15 protein-coding genes are annotated in these 26,367 nt (G+C 72.0%); 5 read left to right on the forward strand and 10 right to left on the reverse strand.

Features of this window, described 5'->3' with window-relative positions:
* Nucleotides 1-117: 117 nt before the first annotated feature.
* The gene (locus JOD54_RS28775; RefSeq protein WP_239573545.1) at nucleotides 118-654 is read right to left on the reverse strand and encodes a MarR family winged helix-turn-helix transcriptional regulator; all 537 of its coding nucleotides are present in this window, start codon (nucleotides 652-654) and stop codon (nucleotides 118-120) included.
* A gap of 495 nt (nucleotides 655-1,149) precedes the next feature.
* Nucleotides 1,150-3,240 carry a GAF domain-containing sensor histidine kinase gene (locus tag JOD54_RS28780; protein ID WP_204455089.1) on the reverse strand — a complete coding sequence of 697 codons (2,091 nt, stop codon included), beginning with the start codon at nucleotides 3,238-3,240 and terminating at the stop codon, nucleotides 1,150-1,152.
* Between the two features lie 284 nt (nucleotides 3,241-3,524).
* Between JOD54_RS28780 and JOD54_RS28785 the strand changes: the two genes are divergently transcribed.
* Complete coding sequence (locus JOD54_RS28785; protein ID WP_204455090.1) at nucleotides 3,525-4,850, forward strand: alpha/beta hydrolase; 1,326 nt, start codon at nucleotides 3,525-3,527, stop codon at nucleotides 4,848-4,850.
* Between the two features lie 17 nt (nucleotides 4,851-4,867).
* On the opposite strand, the gene JOD54_RS28790 is transcribed toward JOD54_RS28785, so the two are convergent.
* Complete coding sequence (locus JOD54_RS28790) at nucleotides 4,868-5,524, reverse strand: HAD family hydrolase (RefSeq protein WP_204455091.1); 657 nt, start codon at nucleotides 5,522-5,524, stop codon at nucleotides 4,868-4,870.
* A gap of 43 nt (nucleotides 5,525-5,567) precedes the next feature.
* On the opposite strand from JOD54_RS28790, the gene JOD54_RS28795 reads away from it, so the two are divergent.
* Nucleotides 5,568-6,278, forward strand: a complete 711-nt coding sequence (locus JOD54_RS28795; protein WP_204455092.1) for a class I SAM-dependent methyltransferase — start codon at nucleotides 5,568-5,570, stop codon at nucleotides 6,276-6,278.
* Nucleotides 6,279-6,283: 5 nt separating this feature from the next.
* Here JOD54_RS28795 and JOD54_RS28800 read toward each other — a convergent pair whose 3' ends face one another.
* Both JOD54_RS28800 and JOD54_RS28805 read right to left on the reverse strand, forming a co-directional pair.
* Entirely contained in the window at nucleotides 6,284-12,235 is a 5,952-nt protein-coding gene (locus JOD54_RS28800; RefSeq protein ID WP_204455093.1) for a WD40 domain-containing protein, read from the reverse strand.
* 53 nt (nucleotides 12,236-12,288) lie between these two features.
* Nucleotides 12,289-13,059, reverse strand: a complete 771-nt coding sequence (locus tag JOD54_RS28805) for a hypothetical protein (RefSeq protein WP_204455094.1) — start codon at nucleotides 13,057-13,059, stop codon at nucleotides 12,289-12,291.
* Nucleotides 13,060-13,253: 194 nt separating this feature from the next.
* On the opposite strand from JOD54_RS28805, the gene JOD54_RS28810 reads away from it, so the two are divergent.
* Entirely contained in the window at nucleotides 13,254-14,471 is a 1,218-nt protein-coding gene (locus JOD54_RS28810) for an ArsB/NhaD family transporter (RefSeq protein ID WP_239573547.1), read from the forward strand.
* Nucleotides 14,472-14,479: 8 nt separating this feature from the next.
* Here JOD54_RS28810 and JOD54_RS28815 read toward each other — a convergent pair whose 3' ends face one another.
* Nucleotides 14,480-15,142 (reverse strand): hypothetical protein, encoded by a 663-nt coding sequence (locus tag JOD54_RS28815; protein WP_204455095.1) that lies wholly within the window; start codon nucleotides 15,140-15,142, stop codon nucleotides 14,480-14,482.
* 145 nt (nucleotides 15,143-15,287) lie between these two features.
* Here JOD54_RS28815 and JOD54_RS28820 point away from each other — a divergent pair, with 145 nt between their 5' ends.
* Nucleotides 15,288-15,599: a DUF6191 domain-containing protein gene (locus tag JOD54_RS28820; protein WP_307860368.1), complete on the forward strand. Its 312-nt coding sequence runs from the start codon at nucleotides 15,288-15,290 to the stop codon at nucleotides 15,597-15,599.
* On the opposite strand, the gene JOD54_RS28825 is transcribed toward JOD54_RS28820, so the two are convergent.
* The 3 genes from JOD54_RS28825 to JOD54_RS28835 form a co-directional block, all read right to left on the reverse strand.
* On the reverse strand, nucleotides 15,600-18,581 hold the full coding sequence (locus JOD54_RS28825; RefSeq protein ID WP_204455096.1) for an amidohydrolase family protein: 2,982 nt from the start codon (nucleotides 18,579-18,581) through the stop codon (nucleotides 15,600-15,602).
* Between the two features lie 61 nt (nucleotides 18,582-18,642).
* Nucleotides 18,643-20,220 (reverse strand): outer membrane protein assembly factor BamB family protein, encoded by a 1,578-nt coding sequence (locus JOD54_RS28830; protein ID WP_307860369.1) that lies wholly within the window; start codon nucleotides 20,218-20,220, stop codon nucleotides 18,643-18,645.
* Nucleotides 20,221-20,520: 300 nt separating this feature from the next.
* On the reverse strand, nucleotides 20,521-21,291 hold the full coding sequence (locus JOD54_RS28835; protein WP_204455098.1) for an SDR family NAD(P)-dependent oxidoreductase: 771 nt from the start codon (nucleotides 21,289-21,291) through the stop codon (nucleotides 20,521-20,523).
* A 203-nt stretch (nucleotides 21,292-21,494) separates the two neighbouring features.
* Here JOD54_RS28835 and JOD54_RS28840 point away from each other — a divergent pair, with 203 nt between their 5' ends.
* Nucleotides 21,495-25,184 carry a S8 family serine peptidase gene (locus JOD54_RS28840; RefSeq protein WP_204455099.1) on the forward strand — a complete coding sequence of 1,230 codons (3,690 nt, stop codon included), beginning with the start codon at nucleotides 21,495-21,497 and terminating at the stop codon, nucleotides 25,182-25,184.
* 56 nt (nucleotides 25,185-25,240) lie between these two features.
* Here JOD54_RS28840 and JOD54_RS28845 read toward each other — a convergent pair whose 3' ends face one another.
* On the reverse strand, nucleotides 25,241-26,221 hold the full coding sequence (locus JOD54_RS28845) for an isopenicillin N synthase family dioxygenase (protein WP_204455100.1): 981 nt from the start codon (nucleotides 26,219-26,221) through the stop codon (nucleotides 25,241-25,243).
* Nucleotides 26,222-26,367 lie beyond the last annotated feature (146 nt).

Below are 26,367 nucleotides of genomic sequence, written 5' to 3' on the forward strand. Positions count from 1 at the left end.
AGATTCTGGTGGTAGCGCCCGTTTCCAGGGCGCATTCGCACGCCGGAGGCCATTCGCGCGCGCAACGAACGCACCCCGGTTGGGTAGGTGTGGCGGCTTGTCGTCCGCAGCGAGGTGTCAGCCTTGGGGGAAGGAATCCGCCGTGTCCGTGTAGATCTGCACGACTCCGGTCAGGAAGGCCTCCACGACATCCCTGTCACGGGGGGCCAGCGCTTCGACGAGGCCCTCCACGCCGCGCAGTAGCGGACGCAGGTGACCGAAGAGCCGGTCCATTGACTCCGCGACCGGCTCGACCATCACCTTGCGGCGATCGGTGGGGTGCGGGCGGCGGACGATGTGCCCGGCCTTCTCGAGCCGGTCGACGATGTGCGTGCTCGCCGCCGTCGAGACCCGCAGCCTGTCCGCGAGGTCCTTGGCGGTCAGCGGTCCGTCGGTCGTGAGGTGCTCCAGGGCCGCCAGGTCGGTGGCGTTGATCCCCAGCGCGCCGCTCAGCCGCTGCTCGACCACCCGCGTCAGCACCCCTACCTCTTGCAGGCGCTCCATCACCGCGTTGCCCACGCCAGGGGACTCGACCGGTCGCCTGCCGGACAAGTGGTCCGGCCCGGTGGCGGGTGGCATGTCGGCGCGACGAGACGCGCGGGCAGAGGAAGGCATGACCGATAGACTACTAGGTAAGTCGCTAATTAGCTTAGTTAAATTGCGTGACGACTGCCACCAGGTCAAGGTCTTCCCCGTAGTGGGTCGACTCCTAGCGTCCGGTCCTCATGACGACAAGCCCGTGGACAAGCGAAACCGTTGCGGAAGAGGGCAAATGCCGTGCCGGACGTGGGCCTACACGGTCGCCGACGAGGCGGTGGACCTCGGGAGACGCAAGATCAACCGGAGGAGGAGCCCCCAGTTTCCATCGTAGTGGGGTGCGCAGAGGATGGGCGGGCGGCGAACTGGGCTGCGGACAGGCGACACCGTTGTGGATGGGGCGGTGTCGCGCCGGGGCACGACGGCGGTGCGGGTTCTCGGGAGATGCAAGATCAACTGATGGGGAAGCCCCCGGTTCCCAGCCTAGTGGGACGCGCGGCTGGTGGGTGAGTGGTGAACAGGGCTGTGGATGGGGCCAGCGGTTGTGGATGGGGCTAGCGGTTGTGGATGGGGCTAGCGGCGGGGGGCTGGGTGGCGGTTGGGGGCTGGGGTGTCGCTGGTGCGTGGGGGTGGGGCGGTGGGGCTGGCGGGCACGGTGAAGCGGACCCGGGTGCCGCCGGGGTGGTTGGGTTCGATCCAGATCTGGCCGCCGTGGCGTTCTACTATTCGGCGGCAGGTGCTGAGGCCGATGCCGGTGCCCTGGTAGTCGCTGACGGTGTCGGCGCGGTGGAAGAGGGCGAAGACCCGCTCCCTGGCGTCGGGGGCGATGCCGATGCCGTTGTCGCTGGTGGTGATGGTGACGGCGCCGTCGACCCATTCGGCGGCGACGTGGACGCGGGGGGTCACCCCGGGGGCGACGTACTTCACGGCGTTGCCCAGGAGGTTGGCCATGACCTGGCGCAGCAGGGTGGGGTGGCCGGGCACCTCGGGGAGGCGGTCGCGGGTGATCTCCACCCTGGCGCTGCCCGCGCTGAGCTCGGCGGCGAGGTCGTCGACGATGCCGTCGAGGTCGACCTCGCGCAGGCCGAGGGACTCGTGCGACGAGCGGGCGTGCGCGAGCAGGTCGTCGATCATGACCGTCATCCGGCCCGCGGCGCGGGAGATCGCCGCCAGTGCCGTGCGCTCGGCCGCGCCGCGGTCGGCGATGAGGTCGGCGACCACTTCGGTGTAGGCGGTGATGGCGGTCAGCGGCGACTTGAGGTCGTGGGCGACCATCGCGGTGAACCGGTCGAGCTCGTCGTTGGCGGCGGCCAGTTCGCTGTTGGCCAGCGCGACCCGCTCGCGGGCGGCCTCGCGCTCGGTGACGTCGCGCAGGAACGCGTGGAACCGCCGCTCGCCGCGCCAGGTGAACGACGCCAGGCTCAGCTCGACCAGCAACCCGCTGCCGTCGCGGCGGCGGGCCGGGACCTGGACGAGGCCGTCGTGCAGGCGGGGCACGCCGGTCTCGGCGCGGGCGACGAGGCTGTCGTTGTGCGCCTTGGCGAGGCTGGCCGGGATGATCAGCTCGTCGAGGCGGCGACCGGTGGCCTGCTCGGCGGTCCAGCCGAACATCGCCTCGGCGGCGGGGTTCCACGCGGTGACCGCGCCGCGGGCGTCGGCGACGATGAACGCGTCCGGCGCGGTGTCGAGGATGGTGGCCAGCAGCCGCTCGCGGTCGGCCAGTTCCTGGCGCTGCGCGCGTTCGACCGTCACGTCGCTCATCGACACGACCGCGCCGAGCGGGGTGCCGTCGGCGCGCTTGAGGGCGCGGCCGGTGCACACCACGCGGACCGGCTCGCGGCCGTGCGGGGCGATGACCATCTCCACGTCGGCCACCGAGCCGGTGGTCAGCGCGCGGCGCAGCGGGACGTCGTCCTGCGCGAGCGGGGTGACGCCGTCGGCGGCGTAGAGGCTGTAGCGGTGCGACCAGTCGGCCGGGTCCAGCTCGGGGTCGGGGTCGAGGCCGTGCCAGTCGCGGGAGGCGCGGTTGAACAGGGTGAGCCTGCCGTGCTCGTCGCAGGCGACGATGGCGACGTCGATGGTCTCGTGGACGGCGTCGGTCAGCTCTTGGCGCGCTTCGAGGTCGCGGGCGTAGTTCTCGGCGAGTGCGCGCGCCGACTCGGCCTCGGCGGCCAGCGCACTGGTGATCCTGGCGTGCTTGCGCCGCTCGAACAGCCCCAGCACGACCCGCGCCAGGTCCCCCAGCGCCGCGACCTGGTCGTCGGTGAACTCCCTGGTCTCGGTGTCGAACGCGCACAGCGTGCCGAGCACGTGGCCGTCGGGGGTGATCAGCGGCACCGACAGGTAGCCGCGGACCTTGCCGATCGCGCCGGTGACCCAGGGGTTGTCGGCGAAGCGGTCGTCGAGGCTGGCGTCGGGCACGTGCACCGCGACACCGGTGCTGACGACGGTCTCGCACATCGAGTCCACGCGCGGGGAGTTGGCGCCGTCGAAGCCGACCGTGGTCAGCTGGCACTGGCGGTGCTCGTCGAGCAGGTTCAGGCTCGCGGTGGGCACTCCGGCGACGTGCGCGGCCACCCGCACCACCGCCGACAGCTCGTCGTCGGCGGGCGCGTCGAGCACTCCGTACTCGTGCAACGCCGCCAACCGCGCGATCTCGCTCACCGCCTGCCCTCCCGGTCACGGTCCTCAGTGGGATTCCTGCTCACCTGTCATCGACCGGGGCGCACCCCGACATGAACGTAATGAGCGCCACCGGATCGAGTGGCCGGGGCAACCGGAACGCACCCGGATCCGACCCGAATCCCACCGCCACGGCGATATCCGGACCCGCGGCTCGGATCGCGTGCGCGGATGCTCACCGTGCGTCCACATCGGCCGGGCGGGCGGTGTGCCGATCAACCCACGGGTGGACGCCGGGCAACACCGGGCCCGGCCAGGCTCGTCCTATGTGGAGGAAATGGACCCTCGCGGTCCCGCTCGTGCTCGTCGGCTCGGTGCTCACCGCCGTGCCCGCCGTGGCCGAGGGGATCGCGTGGCAACGGTGTGGCGCCGCGGACTGCGGCGAGGTGCGGGTACCGCTGGACTGGTCGCGGCCGGGCGGGGCGAAGATCACGGTGGCGGTGAGCCGGTTGCCCGCGACCGACCCGGCCAGGCGGATCGGGGTGTTGGTGATCAACCCCGGTGGGCCGGGCGGCCCTGGACGGGCCCTGCTGCGCGACCACGGCACGGAGTTGTTCCCGGCGGACCTGCGGGCGCGCTTCGACATCATCGGCCTCGACCCGCGCGGCGTCGGGGAGAGCAGACCGGCCATCGCCTGCCCGGTGCCGCCGAACGGGCCCGGGGTGACGCAGTTCCCGACGACCCGCGCGGAGTACGACCGCCTGATCGCCTACAACCGCTCGGTCGCCGCGAGTTGCCGGACGGCGACCGGACCGCTGATCGATCACGTCGACACGGTCAGCGCCGCCCGTGACATCGACGTCGTGCGGGCGGCGCTGGGCGAGCAGAAGATCAGCTGGCTCGGGCTGTCGTACGGCTCCATGTTGGGGGCGACCTACGCGGGGATGTACCCGAACCGGGTGCGCGCCGCGGTGCTCGACGGCGCGGTGGACCACACGATCGGCAGCCGCCGGATGGCCGTCGACGAGGCGCGGGCGACCGAGGACGTGTTCGGCGCGTTCGCGCGGTGGTGCGCCACCGACACCTCGTGCGCGCTGCACGGTCGGGATGTGGCGGCCGAGTACCGGGCGCTGCTCGACAGCGGCGCGGACGGGCTGACCGCCGAGCAGATCGGCTACTCCGCCTACGGTCTGCTCAGCCTCACCGACTACTGGCCCGACCTGGCGACCGCGATCCGGGACCGCACGGGGTTCGAGGAGGGCGGCAGCGCTCCGGCGTACCGGGTGATCGCGTGCCACGACTTCCCGAGTGACATCCGCTCGTTCGCCGACATGACCGCGCGCCTCGCCGAGATCCGCGCGGTGGCGCCGAACACCCGCGGCCACGTCGAGGGGTGGGACGTGCAGGCGGGCTGCTTGGGCTGGCCGATCCCGGCGAAGAACCCGTGGGGGCCGACGCCGGTGCGCGGCGCGCCGCCGATCCTGGTGGTCAGCGGCGAGCACGACCCGGCGACCCCGCACTCCTGGGGGATCGGGCTGGCTTGCCAGATCTCGGGTTCACGCCTGCTGACCTGGACCGGCGTGGGGCACACCGCGTACTTCAACGACACCACGACCCGGCAGCGGGAGATCGACTACCTGCTGCGGCCCTGATTCCAGGGGGAGCGGTTTCACGGCCGCTCCCCCAACGCCCAACGGACCGCGTCTCCCAACTCGCGCACGACTGGCACGCCAAGGCCTTCCGCGCGGGTTTGGCTCACCAGGGCGCCGCGAGTCGGGTGGTAGAGCAGGCACGGAACACCGCAGGCCCGTGCGGCGCGGATGTCGTCGTCGCTGTCCCCCACGATGAGCACGCCCTCGACCCCCACGGCGTCGAGGTGTCTGCGCAGGTGGGGTTCTTTGCGTTGCGGCTCATCGGATCGCATGCCGTCCACCCGGTCGAAGAAGTGGGCGATCGCGTGGAACTGCGGTAAGGCGACCAGGTGTTCGTGCGGGTACATCGACAGCAGCGACTGGGTTCTCCCGGCGTCTTTCCACGCTGCCAGCGCCGCCACGGTGTGGGCGTGGAGCCGGGCTTGCTCAAGCAGGTCGGCGTAAGAGCGTTGGAAGTGCGCGTTGATGTCGAGCTGTTGTTGTGCGGTAAGGGCTTGTCCCGCAAGGCGTTCGTAGAAGTCCGTGATGGGGCGGGTGAAGTTCTCCTGGTACCCGGTCACGGTCACCTCTGGCAGACCGCTGCGGGAGAACGCCTCTATCGTGGCGCGCACCAACGCGTCGCCGTCGTCGAAGAGGGTTCCGTTCCAGTCCCACACTATGTGGTCGATCCGCACGCGCGGCCTCCTCGCCTCAGCCACGGTCTGCGATCATGGTCGGGTGCGGCGAGCGCAGTCCCGGGCCACGGCGGCCAACGTGCGCGGCTACTCGGGTGACGAGGTCGCGGGTTACCTGGGCGACCCCTACCACCGGCTGCGGCTGCGGCACGCGCTGGACCTGCTCTCCGAACACCTGCCGCGCGGCGCCGTCGTGGCCGATCTCGGCGCGGGCGGCGGCGAGGTCGCGGCCCTGCTCACCCAGCGCGGCCTGCGCCCGATCGCCTGCGACGTGGTCACCGACGCGTGCCGGGTGGCGCTCGACGCCGGGTTCCCGGCTGTGCGCCTGGACGTCGGCGACCTCTTGCCGTTCCGGTCGCGTTCGCTCGACGGCGTCCTGGCCGGGGAGATCATCGAGCACGTCTACGACCCGGCGCTGCTGCTGGCCGAGTGCCACCGGGTGCTGCGGCCGGGCGGGGTGCTGGTGCTGACCACGCCCAACCTGGCGCCCGCCCAGGACAGGGTGCGGTTCCTGTTCGGCCGGGCGCCCCGGCAGGTCGACCCGTTCCACGAGTACCTGCACCTGCACATCCGCCCGTTCACCTACCCGCTGCTGGCCACCGGCCTGCGCGCGGCGGGGTTCGTGCCGTCGCCGCCGCGGTCCAACCACGTCGTCTGGCGCACCCGCCGCCGCGAGTTCCGGTCGCGCTGGGCCGCCCGCCGCTGGCCCACCCTCGGCGGATCTCTCGTCGTCGCCGGGCTCCGGCGGCCCTGACCGGCTCAGAACGGCTCCTCCGGCGGCACCGCGTGCACCTCGCGCAGCACCCCGTCGAGCTCGCCGACCTCGAAGCGGCACAGCCCGACCGCGTGCCAGAACTCCCCCGCCTGGGTGCCCTCGACCTTGTACCGGCCGTCCGGGGTCACCGCGGCCGATGCCTCGGGCAGGCCGATCATCGTCAGCCGCAGCCCGCGCTCGGCCACGTCCCACAGCCGGGTGGTGCCGTCGGCGGCGCCGCTGGCCAGCGTCCGCCCGTCCGGGCTGAACGCCAGTGACAGCACCCGCCTGGTGTGCCCGGCCATGCGGGCCAGCACGGTCCCGGTCCCGGCCTCCCACAGGTAGATCACCGCGTCGTCACCGGCCACGGCCAGCACGCGGCCGTCCGGGCTGAACGCGCCAGCCCACAACCTGCCGCGCTGCGCGGTGAACACCCGGACCAGCTCGTGGTCGGCGACCCGCCACAGCACCGCGGTGCCGTCGTTGCTGACGCTGGCCAGCAGTTGCCCGTCCGGGCTGAACCGCACGTCGTAGACCCGGTCGGTGTGCCCCTCCAGGGTGGCCAGGCAGGCGCCGGTCTCGCGGTCGAACAGCCGGACCTTCGTGTCGTCGCAGCCGGTGGCGACCAGCGAGCCGTCCGGGCTGAAGACGATCGAGCGCACCCGGCCGCGGTGTTCGAGCAGCACCAGCACCTCGCGGCCGGTCGCCTGCCACCACAGCCGGACGGTGTCGTCGTCGTTGGCGGTGGCCAGCACCTCGCCGTCCGGGGAGAACGCGCTGGCCCAGACGTACTCGGTCTCGACGTCGACCTCTTGGCCCGAGTGCCAGGTGCTCAACTGCCACAGGTGCATGCCGCCGTCGTTGCTCGCCGTGGCCAGCAGCGGTCTCACCGGGTTGAACACCGCGCCGGTGAGCTGGTCGCCGCGCCCGGTGAGGACCTGGAGCCTGCGGCCGGTTGCCGGGTCCCAGACCCGCACGACACCGTCGTTGCCCGCCGCGGCGAGCAGGTCGCCCGCGGGGTTGAAGTCCACCTGGGTGACCCGGCGGCCGTGGCCGTGCACCTCGAACCGCTGCCTGCCGCTGGCCGGGTCCCACAGCCGGACCGCGCCGTCGCGGCCGGTGGTGGCCAACTGCGCGGAGTCCGCGCGGAAAGCCAGCGGCCACACCGCGCCGCGGTGCGCGGCGAGTTCCTGGGTCTCCTGGCCGGTGGTGGTGTCCCACACGCGCAGGGTGCCGTCGCTGTCGCCGCTGGCGAGCGTGCGGCCGTCGGGGCTGAACGCGAGGTGGTACACGTTGGTGGCGTGCCGGTGCTGCAACGCCTCGGAGGTGGGCCTGCCGGTCGGCGGGATCGTCCACAACCGCACCGAACCGGAGATGTCGCCGGTGGCCACGACGTCGCGGTGCGGGTGGAAGGTGGCCGCGTAGACGTGCCCGGTGTGCCCCTCGAGCCGGTGCGCCTCGGTGCCGGACTCGACGTCGAACAGCCGCAGGTGCGCGTGCTGGCCGCCGACCACGAGCAACCGGCCGTCGTGGCTGAAGTCCAGGGTGTAGACGGCCGCGCCGGGGCTGGCGAACCGGTGCCGCTCGGTGCCGGTGGCCAGGTCCCAGATCCGCACCGCGCCCGACTCGTCGGCGCTGGCCAGCAGCGACCCGCCCGGGTGGAACGCGATCGCCCACACCCGTTCCACGTGCCCGCCGAGCCGGTGCACCTGTTCGCCGCCGGGGACCGAGCGCACGACGACCTCGCCAGCGCTGTCGCCGTAGGCCACCACCGTGCCGTCCGGGGAGATCCGCAGCGGCCACACCGGCGCGGTGTGCCCGACGCCATCGGCGACCACCACGCCCGGCTCGCCGGTCGCCGGGTCCCAGAACCGCACGGTCCCGTCTGCGGCGACGGTGACCAACGCGCTGTCCGGCGGGCCGAAGTCGACCGCGTACACCCGGTCCAGGTGGCCGTTGAGGGTGCGCAGCGGCAGGCCCTTCTCCGTGTCGCACAGCAGCACACCGCCGTCGCCGCTGCCGACGGCGAGCAGCGAGCCGTCGGGGCTGTAGGCCAGCGGGCGGGGCAGGCGGCCGTCCTCGAAGCCGAACTGGACACCGACGCCAGCGGGACGCAGACCGGTCAGCACGGGCTGTCCGGGGGTGATCGCGGCCGACCGCAGTTCCCTGGCCGCGCGCAGCGACGGGTCCGCCACCACGTTGATCAGGGCGGCCCTGGTCCACGTGCTGCCGGTGACCACCACGCCGCGCAGGTCGGCCTCGGCGAGCCGGGCGCCGCTGAGGTCGGCCCCGGACAGGTCGGCGTCGCGCAGCACGGCCCGGTCGAGGCGGGCGCGGCGCAGGGTCGCGCCGCGCAGCGTGGCCCTGGCGAGCTTGGTGCCGATGAGCAGCGCGTCGGTCAGGTCGGCGCCGGTGAGGTCCACACCGGACAGGTCGCGGTGCGAGAGGTCCTCGCCGCGCAGCACCGCTTCCCGCATGTCGGTCTTGGCCGGGGTGCGCAACCGCTTGCTGATCTTGAGGGCGTTGGCGTCGGTGACCGGGTCGCCGCCGGGGTGCGCGGCCCACTCGCGCAGCCGACCGGGATCCCCCAGGTCGCACAGGAAGTCCACGGTCAGCTGGGAGAGCTTGCGGCGGCCCAGCAGCGCGGGCCTGCCGTCGCCGAGGCCGAGCTGGCGGGCGATCTCCTTGGCGACCAACCACTCCATCACCGACGCGTGGATGAACCCGAACAGGCCGTCGTCGGTGCGCACCAGCAGGCTGCCCGCGCCGACGGCGTGCGTGGCCTGCGGCGGCGACAGCGGGGTGTCGGCCAGCCCGGCGAGCGCCTCGGCGACCTCGGCGACGTCGTCGAGGCGCAGCAGGACCTGGTCGGACTCCCACACCCGCAGCGCCAGGGTGGTGACGGCGAACCGCAGTTCGTCGACGGTGAACCCCGCAGGCGAGCCGGGCGGGTGCGCGCGGCGGTGCTCGTGGGCGAGCCAGGAGGCGAGGATCTCCTCGTAGAGGCCCGCCGCGCTGATCGTGTCGCGGGCGGCGACGGCGGCCAGCCGCTCGGGGTCCAGACCCGCGACGAAGCTGAGCATCCTCGGGTTGCGCGAGAGCCCGCCGAGGTCGTCGACCCGGCCGATCAACTCGACCCGTTCGCGTGCGGTCGGCTCGTCCCCGCCGTACCGGTTGACCAGGTAGTCGTCGATCTGGCTCTGGCTGAAGTCCTCCAGCAGCAGCACGCGCCGCTGGGTCAGCGCGCCGAGCCGCTCGCCGAGCGCGGTGCGGACCTGGTCGTCGCTCTGGAAGTGCTGGGTGCGGCTGGTGACCACGACCTTGGCCCTGCCCTCCGCCGCGGCGAGCAGGGTGGTGAGGTGGTCGGCGGCGCGGTCGTAGCTGACCCGGCTGGCCAGCTCGTCGAACCCGTCGAACAGCAGCACGACCCGGCCCTCGCGCAGCAGGTAGCGGAAGGCGCGCAGGTCGATGCGGGACTCGCCGTGGTTGGCCAGGTGCGCGGCGACCAACCCGTCGACGCTGTGCGCCTTGTCCAGCGCGTGCAGCTCGATCAGGATCGGCGCCACCCCCGGCAGCCGGGCAGGCAGGGTCATCGCGAGGGTGCGCATGGCGAAGGTCTTGCCCCGGCCGAAGTCGCCCATCAGCAGCACGAACCGGCCCTCGTCGGCGGAGAGCAGCTCGACGAGTTCCCCGACGACGTCCTCGCGCACCGCCGCGGCGGAGGCGGCGGTGCCCGCGATCTCGCGGAAGCGTTGCCGCACGTACAGCTCCGGCGGGTACACCCGGTCCTTGGCGAGCCGCTCGGTCTGCGCCGTGACGTACCCGCGCAGGTCGAGCAGGCCCTGGAACTCGGTGAAGCTGCGCACCCGGACCCCGTCGCGCAGCGCGTCGGAGCGCAGCGTCAGCCCGGGGGTGGGGCCCTGGTAGACCAGCTCGGAGACCATGTCCTCCGCGTTGCGCCTGCGGACCCTGGCCAGCGCGGCGACCTCGGCGGCGGTGGGTTCGCCGATGTGCGCGGCGATCAGGAACTGCGGCACCACGTCGCCGTCCGGGTAGCTGACCCGCAGCACCGGCGGGCGGCCGGGCAGCCTGCGCACCGCGGCCCCGGGATGCCGGACCTCGAGGACCTCGGTGATCCGGCGCAACAACTGGTCGACCGGGTACTCGTCCTCGGTCGAGCGAGCGGGCGCCTCGGTCAGCTGGGGCCCGGTGCCCGACGGGGCGGTGAACGCCTGGCCCGCGGAGCGCCAGCGGCGTTCGGTGTGGCCGACCCGGCGCGGGGTGCCGTCGAGCGACCAGCTCCGCACGCCGTCGGCGGTGAGGTGCAGCAGCCGGGGGCCACCGCGCGGCGGCACCACCACGGGACCGCCGTCCGGCCGTGACTCGATTTCGGCACCGCCCGAGCCGTCGCCGGTGAGCAGCAGGTTGAGGCGGTCCCCGAGGGTGGCGTCGAGGGCCTCGGCGTCGTCGAGCGCGGCGGGGCCACTCGCCGACGGGGTGTGGCCGACGACGCCGATCCGCAGGTAACCGGCCTGTTCGTAGGAGGCGAGCGCGGTGGCGAACCAGGCGAGCTGCTCGGCACCCAAGTGGCCGGGTTCGTCATGGGTCAGGTGGGTGCGGGTGACGGTCGAGTTGAGGGCGGCGACGGCCACCCGCAGGTCGGGGACCTCGATGAGCGACCAGGGCTGGTTCGCGTCGAACACCGTGCCGCTGGGGTGGATCTCGCGGTGCAGGCGCTCGTAGTGCAGCCACTTGCTGAAGTACGGCGGCTCCGGGTCGATGCTCTCCGCGCGGCACTGCGCGAAGTACGCCTCGCACGCGGGGCCGGTGATGTCGCCGCCACCCGGCACGACCACCAGCCGACCCGCATCGATGCCCAGCAGGGACCGCAGGCCGGTGAGGAAACCGCGGGCCTGCTCGAACTGCTCGCGGGTGCCGGAGTCGGTGAGGCTGCCGCTGACGATGACCAGTTCCGGTGTGGGCAGCCCGGCTTCGCCGAGGTGGGCCAGGCTCGCGTCCACAGTGGCCAGTCGGTCGACCGGGTTCTGGCCGCCCGCACCGAACCTTGGGCCGGGGACGAACAGGACGCCGAGTTCGTGGCGCGGCCCGGAGGCGGGGGCGGCGGGCGGGAAGGTCGCCTTGGCGGTGTCGCGGCGTGGCGCGGGAATGGTCTCCGGCGACGGCGGTCGCTGAGCGGCCGCGCCGGGGTAGCGCGGGTTGCCGCCGGGCTTGGCGCGGCCGGTGATGGCGTGTTCGAGCCGGTCGAGCAGCCGCGCCTTGGCCAACTCCGGGTCGTCGATGCCGACCAGGTCGACGAAGGTGATCGGGGCGAGCAGCCCCTCGGGGAAGACGTCGGCCACCCGCACCGGCAGCAGCAACTTGGTGTCGGGGCGGTCGTGCGCGGCCTGCAGCGCGGCCATCCACTCGAGCCTTCCGTACTGCGAGCGCAGGTAGTCGCGCGAGAGCACGGCGATCACCGCGCTGGACTCGCGGATGCCCCGGTCGATGAAGTCCAGGAAGTGCGTGCCCGGCACGAAGTCCCACGCCTGGATCATCACCGAGTACCCGGCCGCCTCCAGTTCGTGCGCGATCCAGGTGGCCCAGGCGTCGTCGACCAGCGAGTAGCTGATGAAGAAGTCCACCGGCCCCGACCGCGGTGGCCTGGGGCCGCGGACCGAGGCCCGCTGGCTGGGCAAGGTTGGCTGGGCGGGCTGGGGTGCGGCGGGCGGGGCCGGTTCGACCAGTTCGGTGACGGCCACGCCGAGGGCCAGAGCCAGCACCGAGATCTCACCGGGCGTGGCGCCCCTGGCGCCCGACTCGATGGCGGTGATGGCGGTGGTGTCGAGCCCGCCCGCCCCCACCCTGGCGCACTCCACGGCGAGCCGGACCACCGACCAGCCCTGCCGCCTGCGCGCCTCGGTGAGGCGTTGGGCCACATCCGACTCCGCTGGGCTCATCCGTGCCTCCCGTCAGCCGAACAGCGGGCGCGGAAGGGTCGCCCCCTGCCTGGCTATTCTCCGCGTGCCTGGCGCGAGGAATGGCTGTTGAGCCTACCGGTCGCATTTCCGCTGTCGAATCCCCCGATCGGGGTCCCCGAAAACGGTGCGTCGCCGAAATGGGTGGTGCAGGTGCCGTAGCGGCTCATGCCGTACACGGCCAGACCGGGCAGGACACCGCTGAACTCGGCGGCGGGCGGCAGGTCGGTGAGGTCGATGCGGAACTCGGGGTCGACCGGCCAGGCGAGGGTGACGTGCGGGTTGAACCGGTCGGTCGCGCCGCCGTCCCACTGCTCGGTGATCTCGTCGTAGCCGAAGCGGGTCAGCTGGGCGCGCCTGGCCGGGTCCTGGGCCGGGTCGCCGATGAGCCCGGCGACGCTCTCGCCAGCGGGGTCGGTGTCGCGCAACCGGCCGCGCCGCAACGGTTCGACGGCCGCGACGACCGCGCGCTGCAGCGAGATCCACTCGGCGGTCTTGCGGAAGTACAGCTCGGGGGCGCCGACCGGGTTGTGCCGGTAGTACTGGCCTTCGGCGACCAGCGCGGGCAGCCCGGCGGCCAGCGCGCGGGTGGCGGCCACGACCGCGTCGACCTCGGTGGTCTCGACCGCGAGCATGAACAGCGACACGTGCGGGGCACAGGGTCCTGCCTGGTCGAACGGGTCGCCGAGGCGGAACCAGGACGGGCTGCCGCCCACCCGCATCCGGTCGGTGAGCCGGTCGCTGAGGGCCAGTGCGGTGTCGTCGAGGTGCCGTGGCAGAACCGCCACGATGTCGACTGTCTCCATGGCGGAACTCCTCGGGGTGGGAATCGCCCGGGTGTTGTGGTGGTGCGCGCGCGGCACAGGGTAGTGGTGCGGTCGGGGTGCGCGACAGCGGTTCCGGAAAAGTCGAATTCGCCGGTATTCCCTCGTTTGCTGCGTTCGAGGGAATGGCTAGCCCATTCCGGGGATGAGCGCGCCCGTGTGGCAGCATGGCGCGCATGCCGGACAAGCCGCTGGATGGCGCCACCACCCGCCGGTTGCCGAAACTGCACGCGCTGGACTGGGTCGCGATCGGTCTGCTGCTCGCGGGCGGGGCGTGCGTGCTGGTGGGGCTGCTGCCCGCGGCCGACGCGGGCGCCACGATCTCGCGGCTGGTGCCGCTGCTGCTGTTCCTCGGCTCGGTGATCATCCTGGCCGAGCTGACCGCCACCGCCGAGGTGTTCGACGTGGTGGCGACCCGGCTGTCGATCCTGGGCCGCGGCCACTACGCGCTGCTGTTCCTGCTGTGCCTGGCGCTGGCCGCGGTCACCACGATGGGGCTCAACCTCGACACCACCGCGGTGCTGCTGACCCCGGTCCTGCTGGCCCTCGCGGCCAAGCTGCGGGTGGAGGCGTTGCCGCTGGCGATGACCACGGTCTGGCTGGCCAACACGGCGAGCCTGCTGCTGCCGGTGTCGAACCTGACGAACCTGCTCGCCGCCGACCGGGTCGCGTTGGCGCCCGCGGAGTTCGCCGCCCGGATGTGGGCGCCGCAACTGGCGGCGATCGTGGTGACAGGGGTGTTCCTGTGGGTGTTCTACTGGCGCCGGGCGGGGGACGCGAAGACCGGCTACGCCATCCCGGGCAGGCACGAACCTCGGGACCCGGTGCTGTTCCGGGTCGCGGCGGTGGCGTGCGTGCTGTTCGTCGTCGGCATCCTGGCCGGGGTGCCGATCGGCATCGCGTCCTCGGTGGCGGCGGGGATCCTGGTGGTGGCGTTCGCCGTGCGGATGCGTTCGGCGTTGCGGCCCGCGCTGCTCCCGTGGCGGCTGCTGGTGTTCGTGATCGGCTTGTTCCTCGTGGTGGAGACGGTGAACCGGCACGGGCTGGCGGATCTGGTGCACGCGCTGATGGGCGACGCGGACGACGCGGCTGGCGCGGCCAGGGCGGCGGGCACCGGCGCGCTGCTGTCGAACCTGGTGAACAACCTGCCCGCCTACGTGGCGGGCGAATCCGTTGTCCCCCTTGGCAACCACAACCAGTTGCTGGCCCTGCTGGTCGGCACGAACGTCGGCCCCATCGTCACGCCGTGGGCGTCGCTGGCGACGCTGCTCTGGTACGAGCGCTGCGTCTCCGCGGGCGTCCGCGTCCCGATGCGCCGGTTCGTGTGGACCAGCGCGGGATTGGCGGTCACCGCACTCGCGGCGACCGTCGCGGCACTGCTGCTGGTCGGCTAGAGCGCCGATCAGCCGGGGACCCGGCCGTCGGCTATGGCGGCGAGCACGACCACGGCCGCGTCCACCGTCTCCTGCCGGGTTCCGGGGCGGCGGCGGACCCGGTGGCTGGTGGTGCGCAGACCGCCCAGGGACAGGTCGGCCGTGTTCGGGATGGACGTGCCCAGGGCGACGGTGGCGACGAGGTCCTGGCCGCCGGGGATGACGGTTTCGTGGAAGACGCCCGCCGGGAGCCGGTAGCTCTCCCCCGCCCGGTGCGTGCTGGTCGCGGTGACGTGCGCGCGGACCAGGCGGTCGGTGGCCTCGATGGTGTCGCCGTCGGTGTCGCTGAGGACCTCGAACACGCGGTGGGTGGGCGTGGCCGCGGCGGCGACCCGGATGGTCTGGTTGCGGAGCTTGCCGACCAGCACCCAGCTCACCAGGTCCCAGCTGTGGCAGTGCGTCGGCGATGTCGTGGGCGGCGCGACACCGCGGCCGGGCTCCCACAGGTGCACGCACACGCCCTCGTCGCCGTCGCGGTGCACCGGCAGGCAGAGGAAACCCAGCGGGTGCAGCACGGCGGTGACACCGGCGGGCTCGGTGACCACTCGGTTGAGCGCGGCGCGCGCCCAGCTGAGCACCTGCTCGCCCGCGTCGCGCTCGATGGCGTCGGACAACTCGGAGTACAGCGTCATGGTGAACGCCCCGGAGTTAGGCTTGGAGTGGCCGCCAGCGTAGCAACGCGCGCGAGGGTGCTGGAAGGTCGCGAACGGCACTGTCACGGTTCTGTCCGATACCGGCAAGCGGAACCGCGGCGCCCGGCCGGGCGTTGGAGGTGGCGTGAACACCGTCGAGCTGGTCCTGTCGCTCAGCATCCCGGCGGCGACGGTCGGCATGGTCGCGTTCGGGGTCTACGAGCTGCGCCGCCGCAAGAACCGGGGCGGTGACGGGGCGCCGGTGACCGCGACGTACGTCAACGAGTTCACCGCGATCTTCTACGGCACCAAGCGGATGGAGCTCGACCACCGCGACAGCATGTCGATGATGCGCGAGGAGGACGCCCAGGGCGACCGGCCGTGGGACCTCAGCGGCGGCATCACCCTCGACCGCGGCGCGCTGGGGCGGGAGCGCAGGCCCCCGCCCCAGCCGTGATCACCGGGTGATCAGCTCGGCCACCGTGTGCGGCACACCGTTCTTGAGCACCCACCGCACGTCGGCGAGCGCGGCGATGTCGGTGGTCGGGTCGCCGCCGACGATGAGCAGGTCGGCGAGCTTGCCCGGTTCGACGGTCCCGAGGTCCTTCTCCACGCCGAGCTGCCTGGCGGGGTGCAGCGTCGCGGACTGGAGCACCTGCAACGGCTCCACGCCGTACTTCGCCATCGACCGCAGGTTCAGGTGCAGGCTGAGCGCGGTGGTGTCGAGCGGGGCGTCGGTCCCGGCCACGACAACGGCGCCCGCGGCCAGCAACCGCTTGATCAGCTCGACGTCGCGGCGGGCTTGGGCGGGAGTGCCGTCGAGGAACCCGCACGGGCCCAACCCCTGCGCGCACAACAGCTTCGCGTTCAGCGCCTGCTTGTCCTGGGTGGTGAACAGCGCCCGCACGCGGGGATCGGTGACCATCGCCGGGTCGTCGGCGAGCAGGGTGCCCGAGCTGAACAGCGTGGAGCTGAACGGCATCCCGCCCTGACCCGCCAGCCGCAGGACGTCCTCGTACGGCCCGCCGAAGGAGGATTCGCGGGCGAAGCCGAAGCCCCACTTCGACGGGCCGAACAGGTGCTCCTTCGAGTCGACCCCGGTGGCGATGGCCGGGTACAGGTAGTGCGAGGTCGTCCCGATGCCCAGCCGGTGGGCGTACGCGGTGGTCTTCGCCTGCCAGTCGACGCGGAAGCGCTCGTAGGTCTTGACCAGGTCGTAGTCCAACTCCTTGACCCGGCTCAGTTCCAGGGCCAGTTGCCGCTCGTCGCGCACCGGCCGGGAGAACTCCCAGTTGACCCTGGTGCCCTCCAGCATCTCCCCCGTCATGAAGTACCGGGGTCCGATCCGGGCGCCCGCCGCCAGCGATTCGCGGTCCTCCACGGCCCGGTACACGGCGTCGCCGGTCGAGCGCGTCGAGGTGATCCCGTAGGACAGCAGCAGCCGCCCTTGGCGGTCGCCGAAGGTCTTGGAGCGCATCTGCTGGTGGTTGTGCACGTCCACGAGCCCGGGGGTCACGGTCAGCTTGCTCGCGTCGATGAACCGGGTGCCCTCGCGCGGGCGGTCGGGGCGGTGCGGCTCGATTCGCCGGATGCGGTTGCCGACCACCACGATGTCGACGTCGGTCTTCGGCCGCGCGTCGCGGCCGTCCCACAGCCTGCCCGCGTGGATGACGACCCGGGTGTCTGGACGCTGCTGGGTGTAGGTCAGCCGCAGCGGGACGTCCTTGACCACACCGTCCACTGTGGCCGTCCGAAGTGTCCCGTTGTGCAGGTGCAGCAGGGTCTTGGAGTCACCCGACCAGCTGGGTGCGTCGCTGGCCTCGGTGGTGACGCGCCTGGGGTGGCCGGTGGGGGTGCCGTCCGGGGCGACCGGCAGGACCCACAACACGCTGTCCATGGAGTAGGCCAGCCACCGCCCGTCCGGCGAGAACACGGGCCCGTCGTCGCCGCGCGTGGAGACCGAGCCGCCCTGGCCGGGGTCGACGATCTTGCTCGCGCCGGTCGCTGGGGTGACCAGTTGGATCTGGTTGCGCTCGGCCGCGGTCACCGCCAACGCGAGGACCTTGCCGTCCGCGGACCAACTCGGTTTACCCGGCACGCTGAACGACCCGGGCAGCACCCTGGTCACCGCCCCGGTGGCCACGTCAACGGTCAGGGTCTGGTTGGCGTGGTCCTGGAACGCGAGTGTCGTGCCGTCGGGTGACCAGGCCGGGGCGAACTCGGCCCCGTCGATGGAGGTGACCCGCCGCTCCCGACCGGTTGCCACGTCGCGGACGTAGAGGTCCTCGGTGCCCGCTTTGTCTGAGGCGTAGGCGAGTTGGGTGCCATCGCGGGACCAGGCCGGGTCGATCTCGTAGGCGTCGTCGTCGGTGAGCTTCTTCGGGATGCCGCCCAGCGGCGCCAGCCACAGGTCGTTGAGCGCCTTGAACGCCACCGTTCGGCCGTCCGGTGACAGGGCCGGGCCGACGATGCCCTGGACGGAACGCGGTCTGGTGTCGTCGAAATCCCGGGCCTTCGGCTTGTAGTGGTCGCGGCGGAGGTGGAAGGTCGCGCGGAACGGGATGGTCTTGCTGTCACCGGTCGCAGCTTGGGTGGCGACGATGGCGCCGTTCGCGCCGTAGACCAACTCGGCCGGGGAAGACCACCGGGCGGGGAACGGGAACACGTCGGTGTGGGCGCCGACCTGCCGCACGACACCCGCCTGCCACACCTGCAGCGTCCGGCCGCCCTGGCCGGTGCGCAGGAAGGACAGCGACTTGCCGTCCGGGGACCAGGAAGGCGCGGCGACCTGGCCCTGCCCCGCGGGGACGAGCGTCGTGACGGCGCCGGTCGCGAGGTCGACGCTCTCGATGGTGTTGCCCTGCACGTAGGCGATGCTGCGGCCGTCCGGGGCCCAGGTCGGCTGGGTTTCGGCGGTGGGCGCGGTCGTGACGCGCCGGGGTTCGCCGCCGCGGGTGTCCACGGTCCAGATGTCCTCGCCGCCCGCGCGGTCGGAGGTGAAGGTGACGCGGGTGCCGTCCGGGGACCACGCGGGGCAGGTGTCGTCGTTGTCGCCGCGGGTCAGGACGCGAGACGAGCGGCCGTCGTGGCTGAGGAGGCGGATGTGGAACATGCCGTCGGCGAAGGACTGGACGGCGATCTGCTTGCCGTCCGGGGAGAACGACGGCCAGTACGGGTCGAGCGTGGTGCCGCCGATCGCTTTGGCGGTACCGCCTTCGCGCGGGAGGGTGAACAACTGGCCCTGCAGGTCGAACAGGATCGAACCGTCGCGCGGCGAGGTCGCCACGGCGAGGTTGGTCCCCTCGCTGACGGTCACGTCGACCGTCTCCGGGACGGGTGTTGGCTCGGTTTCGCTGGCACGGGCCGCCGAGGTCGGCAGCACGACGAGGGCGAACGCCATCGCCGCGCCGCCGAACCGGCGGGAGGTCGCGGGGGTCATGTCGCTCCATGGCGCGCTCCGCCCGCCGGGGCCGCACGACCCCGGCGGGCGCAGCGACTGGTCAGAGGCCGAATGCGAGCAGGACGTTGCCGTGGTCGGACGGGTAGTTCGGCCAGTAGCCGGACTGGATGTAGAGCATCCCGTTGGCGACGACAGCACCCCCGTTGCCGGAGATGGCGCTGCCGCTGCCGGTGAGGCCGTTCACGCCCTGGAAGTCGCGGATCGTGTCGAACGCCCAGAGGACCTTGCCGTCCTTCGCGTCGTAGACCCGCATCTTGCCGTCGACGCTGCCCTCGTAGACGAGCCCGGGGCTCGAGGTGACCGCCGGGGTGTGGGCGCGCTTGCAGACCGTGGGGTGCTGGGCGGCGCCACCGGTCGTGCACCCGTCCGCCGGGCTCTCGGTCTGCCAGACGACGTCACCGTTGGCGGGGTTGAGCGCGAACAACGTGCCGGGGTTGCCCCAGTTGGTCGCGGCGTAGATGTTGCGGCCGTCGAAGCTGGTGCCCCACTGGATCCCGGAGAGCCCACCGCCGGGCATCGGCACGGACAACTGGCGCCGCCAGGTCGGGTTGCCGGTGCGCGCGTCGAAGGCGTGGAAGACCCCGCTCTTCTGGCCGACGCCGACGTAGGTGCGGCCGCGGACCGTGAAGAGGTTCGGGGTCGCGCCGATGTCGTAGTCGAGCGCGGTGCCGTCCTTCTGGCCGGGGCAATAGCCTTCGCTGTCGGGGAACCCGCACAACAGCCGCCAGGTGTCGGCTTTGGTGACCTGCTGCTTCCACTTCACCGCGCCAGAACGGGCGTTGAGCGCGAGGAGCGTGTCGAAGTCGCCGGTGGTGCCCGTGTAGAGGTTACCGGTGCCGACGTAGAGGGTGCCGGTGTTCTCGTCGATGATCGGACTGCTCCACACACCCGCGCCGGACGGTTCGTACCTGGTCGCGCCGCTGGGCCAGGTGCCGACGGCCTTCGGTTCGGGGACGGTGAAGTAGCGCCAGGCGAGGTCACCGGTGTTGGCGTCGAGCGCGTCGATGTGACCGCGGAAGGTGCAGCACGGGTAGGTGCGGTCCGGGCTGACGTTCTCGCCGCTGGAGGCGCCGATGTAGATGCGGCCGTCGTGGTAGATGGGCGAACTCGTGTGCTGTCCCGCCACGTGCGGCTCGGTGTCCTTGGCCCACACCAGTTTGCCCGTGCGCTGGTCCAACGCGTAGACGTAACCGTTGGTGTCGCCGAAGTACACCTTGCCCTTCGCGACGGCAGGACCGTCGATGACGACCGCGCGGGGAGCCACGGTGCTCAGGTCGAAGGACCAGCGTGCGGCACCGGTGCGCGCGTCGAGGGCGTGGAACTTGCCGTCGGGACTGCCGAAGTAGATGCCGTCACCGACCACCGCGGGCTGGCTCTTGGCCGGGAACCCGTTCTTGGGGTAGGCGAAAGCCCACTTCAGGCTCAACTTGCCCACCGTGCGCGGCGTGATCCGCCGCTCGTCGGCGGCGAACCGAGACCCGCCCTTGTCCCCCGTCCAACTCGGCCAGTCACCGGGCCGGTGCCCCCCGGCCACCTCCCCTGAGGCGGCGGTCTGCCCGCCGACCAACAACACGGCGATGGCCGACAGCGCCACCACGCGGCGTGTTCTCTGCGACACAGGCACTCCTCTCGGGTCGTGCGCGGCGGATCCGCCTCACCCCAGTCTCGAACCGGCGAACCACGACCGACCAATCACGCCGCGGTGATGGCGCCGCGCTATCGACCAACCCAGCGACCACCATCCCGGTGACCAACTGGCGACCCCGGTCCGGCACGCGAGGCGAGCGCCCTCCGGTCAGCGACCCGGACCCGCGCAACTGGGAATAACAAGCGCGGGCAACGGATTCAGGTGGTGCCCGAATTCGTTGCCCGCGCGAGGTTTTGGGTCTACATCCGGAGCTGAATGATCCAATCCCACTCAGGTGGCGGAGAAGCCGCCGTCCACGAAGATCATCTGCCCGGTCATGTACACCGAGGCCGCCGAGGCGAGCAGCAGCGTGGCGCCCGCGAAGTCCGGGGCCTCGCCGTTGCGGCCGACCATGGTGCGGGCGGCGAGGGCGGCCACGCGGGCCGGGTCGGTGTAGAGGGGTTCGGTCAGGGGGGTTCGGACGAAGCCGGGGGCGATGGCGTTGACGCGGACGCCGTGGGGGGACCAGGCCTCGGCTTGGGAGCGGGTCAGGCCCGCCAGGCCGGACTTGGCCGCTCCGTAGCCGCCGCTGTTGCCGAAGGCGCGGACCGCCTGCTGCGAGGTGACGTTGATGATCCGGCCCCAGCCCGCGGCGGCCATCAGCGGTCCGAACCGCTGGCCGAGCAGGAACGGGGCATCGAGGTTGGCCCGCAGGGTGTGGTCCCACTCGGCCTCGGTCAGCTCGCCCATCGGCGGCCGCAGGTTGACCGCCGCCGCGTTGACCAGGATGTCGGGCGCCCCGTGGCGCGCGATCACCTCGTCGGCGACCCGGTGCACCTCGGCCCGGTCGGCCAGGTCGGCGCTGATCCAGTCGGCCGGGGCGTTCGCGCTCAACTCGGCCGCCGTCCGCTCCAGGGTGTCCACCCGCCGCCCCACCACGACGACCTCGGCGCCCGCTTTGCTCAGCGCTACCGCCATCCCCCGCCCGATCCCGGAGTTACCCCCGGTGACGACAGCGCGGCGGCCGGTGAGACCGAAGAGGTGGTCGAGGTACTCGGACATCGGACTCCTGGGACTGCTCAGAGGTGGTACCGGCCATTATCGCACTAGGTGCTGACGGAGGTCGCGGCGCGGCGGATTTCCTTACCCGACACAAGGACTGGGCTCTCCGGGCGATGAGCGGCAGATTCTGTGAATGGTGCAACCCCCGACCGCCAGATCGGCGTTTGATGGTGCGACAGGGTTGTCCTCAGGTAGGAGTGCGCATGCGCGACAAGAGGCGAGGACTCCTCGCCGGCCTGGCTGTTCTGCTGGCCGCGGTGGGGGTTTTGCCGTTGGGGGGCGCGGCTTCGGCTCAGCCGTCGTCGACCGCGGGGGGTGCTGGGGGGAGCCGGTACCAGGTCACACTGGTCACCGGTGACCGCGTGGAAGCCGTCAAGGACAAGCAGGGGCGGTGGAGTGTCGGGCTGGCCCGCACCGGGCCCGTCTCGCAGTACCACACTTTCGCCAAGAAGCGCGGGAAGACCACGGATGTCTACCTGGTGCCCACGAAGGCGGCCAGGTTGGTGCAAGCCGGGGTGGTGGACCAGGAACTGTTCAACGTCACCGGGTTGATCCGCCAGCGCTTCGACGACAAGAACAGCAAGACTGTGCCGCTGCTCGTCGAGTACGGGCAGGCGGCCATCGCCGCCGCGCCGCGCGGTGCCGTGGTGGAGCGGACGCTCCCCGGACTCGGCTACACCGCTGTGGCCGAGGACAAGGCCAACGCGGGCCTGTTCTGGTCCTCCGTCAGCGGCAACGGTTCCGCCGCGCTGGCCGGTGGGCCCAAGAAGATCTGGTTGAACGCGCGGTTCACCGCCAACCTCGACCAGAGCGTCCCGCAGATCGGCGCGCCGACGGCGTGGCAGGCCGGGCACACCGGCAAGGGTGTGACGGTCGCGGTGCTCGACACCGGGTACGACACCGGGCACCCCGATCTGGCGGGCCGGGTGTCGCAGAGCAAGGACTTCAGCGGCAAGGGCAACGTCCAGGACGGCCACGGCCACGGGACGCACGTGGCGTCGATCGTGGCGGGCTCCGGTGCCGCGTCCGGCGGCAAGTACAAGGGTGTCGCGCCGGACGCGTCCCTCGCGGTGGGCAAGGTCCTCGACGACGGCGGCTCGGGTTCGCTCGACGACGTCATGGCGGGCATGGAGTGGGCGTCCACGGACGCCAAGGCGAAGGTGGTGAACCTCAGCCTCGGCAGCTACCCCACCGACGGAACGGACCCCGCCTCCCAGGTGGTGAACGCGCTGACCGCCCGCAACGGCACGCTCTTCGTCATCGCGGCGGGCAACTCCGGCTCCGAGGAGACCGTGAGCAGCCCCGCGGCCGCGGACTCGGCGCTCGCGGTCGGCAGCGTCACCAAGAGCGGCGAGCTGTCGGAGTTCTCCAGCCAGGGGCCGCGGGTGATCGACGGCGCGGTCAAGCCGGAGATCGCCGCGCCGGGTTCGGACATCGTCGCCGCGCGGGCGAAGGACACCAACCTCGGCGAGACGGTCGAGGAGAACTACGCCCGGCTGTCCGGCACCTCCATGGCCACCCCGCACACGGCGGGCGCGGCGGCGATCGTCGCGCAGCAGCACCCGGACTGGAACGCCGCGAAGCTGAAGGCCGCTCTTGTCGGCACGGCGGCCCCGGTCGGCACCAACGGCGTGAACACCGTCGGCGGCGGCCTCGTCGACCTCAAGCGGGCGACCACGCAGGCCGTGCGGTCCGAGCAGGCGACGGTCAACGGGTACCTGCGGTGGCCTTCGACCCAGGTCGAGCAGCGGAAGGTGACCTACTCGAACGACTCCGCCACCGCGGTGACGCTGTCGCTCGACCTCACGTTGCGCGACAAGCAGGGCGTCGTGGCACCGGCGAAGCTGGCCAAGCTGTCGGCCAAGACGGTCACCGTCCCCGCCAAGGGGTCGGTCGACGTCACGCTGACGCTGACCCCGCGTTCGGGCACCCCGGGCCTCTACAACGGCGTGCTGCTGGCGACCGCGGGGTCGGCGCAGGTCCGGACCCCGGTCGCCGTGTACGACGAGCCGGAGCACTACGACCTCGACGTGTCGTTCAAGGACCGCAACGGCGCCGCCACCACCGCGGGCCACGTGTCGGTCATCAACGTCAACACCGGTGAGTGGCTCTTCGCCAATCCCGGCGACAAGCTGCGGGTCCAGCCCGGCACCTACGCGCTCAGCGGCTCCATCGAGACGCCGCGGGCGGGCCAGGTGCCTTCGTACACGTTGTTCGCCAACCCGAGCCTCAAGGTCGGCAAGGCGAACAAGGCGGTGAGCTTCGACGCGCGCGAGGGCAAGCGGGCGTCGGCGAGCACTGACCAGCCCGAGGCGCGCGGTGGTGTCTGGACATCCCGGTTCCAGTTCACGGTGAAGGACATCCCCTACCCGTTCTCGGAGCTGTGGGGCTTCGACCCGCGGTTCAACGAGGTCTACGCGTTCTCCGCGCGTGGGGTGACCAGCCCTGGCTTCGGCCATGCCGACAACTACCGGCTCGAGCAGCCGGACCTGGAACTCTTCGGCGAGGGAAGCCAGTCGTTCGAGACGATCGCGTATTGGCTGCGCGGATCGGCGTCCCCTGTCCTCGATGAGCGGCTGCCCGTCGTGCACGGCGGTTCGGGTACCGCGGAGGACCTAGCGAAGGTGGACGCCAGGGGCAAGTTCGTGGTCTTGGAGCTACCGGGCACGCTGACCCTCGACGAGGCCTATAGGCGCATCCAGGCGGTGAAGGACGCGGGCGGAAAGTACGTCGGTGCCCTGCCCGTGGAGACCGCTGGCCTGAACGCCCTCAGCGACGGCGAGGACTCTCCCCTTCCATCCGTCATCCTCTATGACGAGCCCGGTAAGAGGTTCGCCGACGCCGCCAAGGCCGGTGGGCTGACCGCACGGTTCGTCACCCGCACGTCCAGCAAGCACCGCTACGAGCTGTCCTACCCGGCCACGGGCAAGGTCCCCGCGAACCTGGCCCACCGCGAGACCACGGCGAGCCTCGCCGCGGTGCGGATGGCCTACTACGAGGGCACCGAGGCGGAGCCGCCGATCGCGGGCGCCTGGGTGGAGGGCCTCGGCGGTGAGATCGGTACCCAGTGGGGCCTGCGCGCGGTCCCCAAGGCCGAGCGCACCGAGTACTACACACCGGGCAAGTGGCGGCTGACCGTCGGCAGCTGGTGGGGCATCGCGGGCGAAGGCGAGGAGAAGATCGCCTTGGAGCGCGGCAAGTCCTACCGCATCGAGTGGGGCGCCTCGGTCCTGGCACCCGCCTTCCCCGGCACCATCAGCAACGACCTGGGCGAGGACCACCCGTGGGCGTGGCGCAAGGCGGAGCTGATCGACGTCACGGTGCCGTTCTTCACCGACCCGGGCGGGCACGCCAGGGGCCCGGACCTGTGGACCAACTCCGACGGCGGCAGCACCTCGCTCTACCGCGACGGCAAGCTCGTCGGCACCCACAACCAGCCCGGCCGCGGCGTGTTCCTCGCCGGTGACTCCGGCAACTACCGGTTGACCACCGACATCACCCGCGACCAGCCGTGGTGGCCGAACTCGACGAAGGTGAGCGCGGACTGGACCTTCCAGCTCCCGCGCGAGTTCCGGGCCGCGCTGCCGCTGCTGACCGTGGGCTTCCGCCCGCCGGTGACCCTCGCGAACACCACCCCGGGCGGCCGCGAGGTCACCTTCCCGGTCACCGTGGCCCGCCAGGACGCCGCCCCCTCGGTCACCGCCCTCACCGTCGACGTCTCCTACGACGACGGCGCCACCTGGACCCCCACCCGCCTCGTCCGCGACGGCGCGGCGTGGAAGGCCACGGTGACCCACCCGGCCACCGGCTTCGCGTCCCTGCGGGCCAAGGCCACCGATTCGGCGGGCAACACGGTCGACCAGACCGTGATCCGCGCCTACCGCATCGGCTGAGCACCCTTCCCGACCGCAGGCCCCGACGTCCCCCACGGGCGCCGGGGCCCGCCCTTTCAGTACCAGCGCTCGGCGACCTTCGGGTGCGACCGCAACCACCCCAGCAACGCGTTCTCCCCGTAAGCCGACAACAACGGGTTGTCCGCGTCCTGGCTGACCCCGCGCGCGCCCGCGGCCAACTCGGCGGGCAGCACGAGCGGCTCCACGACCGCGTCCAACCGCGGCCCCAGGAAGAACGGCACCGAGTACCGGTCCACTCCCACCGGCGGCGAGATCACCCGGTGCTTGGTCGCCACCAGGTACCCCTGCGTGGCGATCTCCAGCATCTCGCCGATGTTGAGCACAAAGCTCCCCGGCACCGGTGTTGCGTCCACCCAGTCGCCGTCCGGGATCTGCACCTGCAGACCGCCGACCCCGTCCTGCTGCAGGAGGGCCAGGAACCCGTAGTCCTTGTGCGCCCCGACCCCCTGGTCACTGCCGTCCTCGGCCCGCCCCGGGTACCGCACGATCTTCGCGTGCGTCGCCGCCTCAGCGTCGAACCACCGGTCGAAGTACCCCTCCTCCTGCCCCAACGCCGCCGACAGCGCCCGCAACACCTCCGCGCACACCCGCTGCGCCTCGGCCTGCCAGGCCAACGCGACCTCCCGCAACTCCGGCAGCGCCGCGGGCCACTGGTTGGGCCCCACGAGCCGCAACCAAGCGGGCTCCTGCGGCCCGACTTCGAGGGCTTCCCGCTCCGGCCCAATGTCGATCTGCTCCCGCCAGTCCCGGCGACCACCGGTGTACTCGTTGCCCGTGCGCGTGTACCCCCGGAAATGCGGCGAGTTGACGTTCTCGATGGCTAAGCGCTCAGCCTCGGGAAGCTCGAAGAACCTCCGCGCGACGGCGAAGATCCCCGTGGTGAGTTCTTCGGGGACGCCGTGGCCGGTGACGTAGAAGAAGCCGACTTCGTGGGCTGCGTGGCGGAGGTCGCGGAGGAGGTCTTCGCGGGCGGGCGTTCGGAAGCGGGAGATGTCGATGAGGGGGAGGGCGGTCATGGGTCGAGGGTAGGGGGAGGGTGCTGGGGGGTGAGGTGGTCTCTGCGGCGGTCTCACAGTGCGGGCGGTGCGGTTGTCCACAACGGGGTTGGTTGTGCACAAGCGCTTTCGCTGCGCCCGTTTCTGTCGGTGTGCGTCGCTAGGAT

Source organism: Actinokineospora baliensis, from assembly GCF_016907695.1.
Classification (GTDB): Bacteria; Actinomycetota; Actinomycetes; order Mycobacteriales; family Pseudonocardiaceae; genus Actinokineospora; species Actinokineospora baliensis.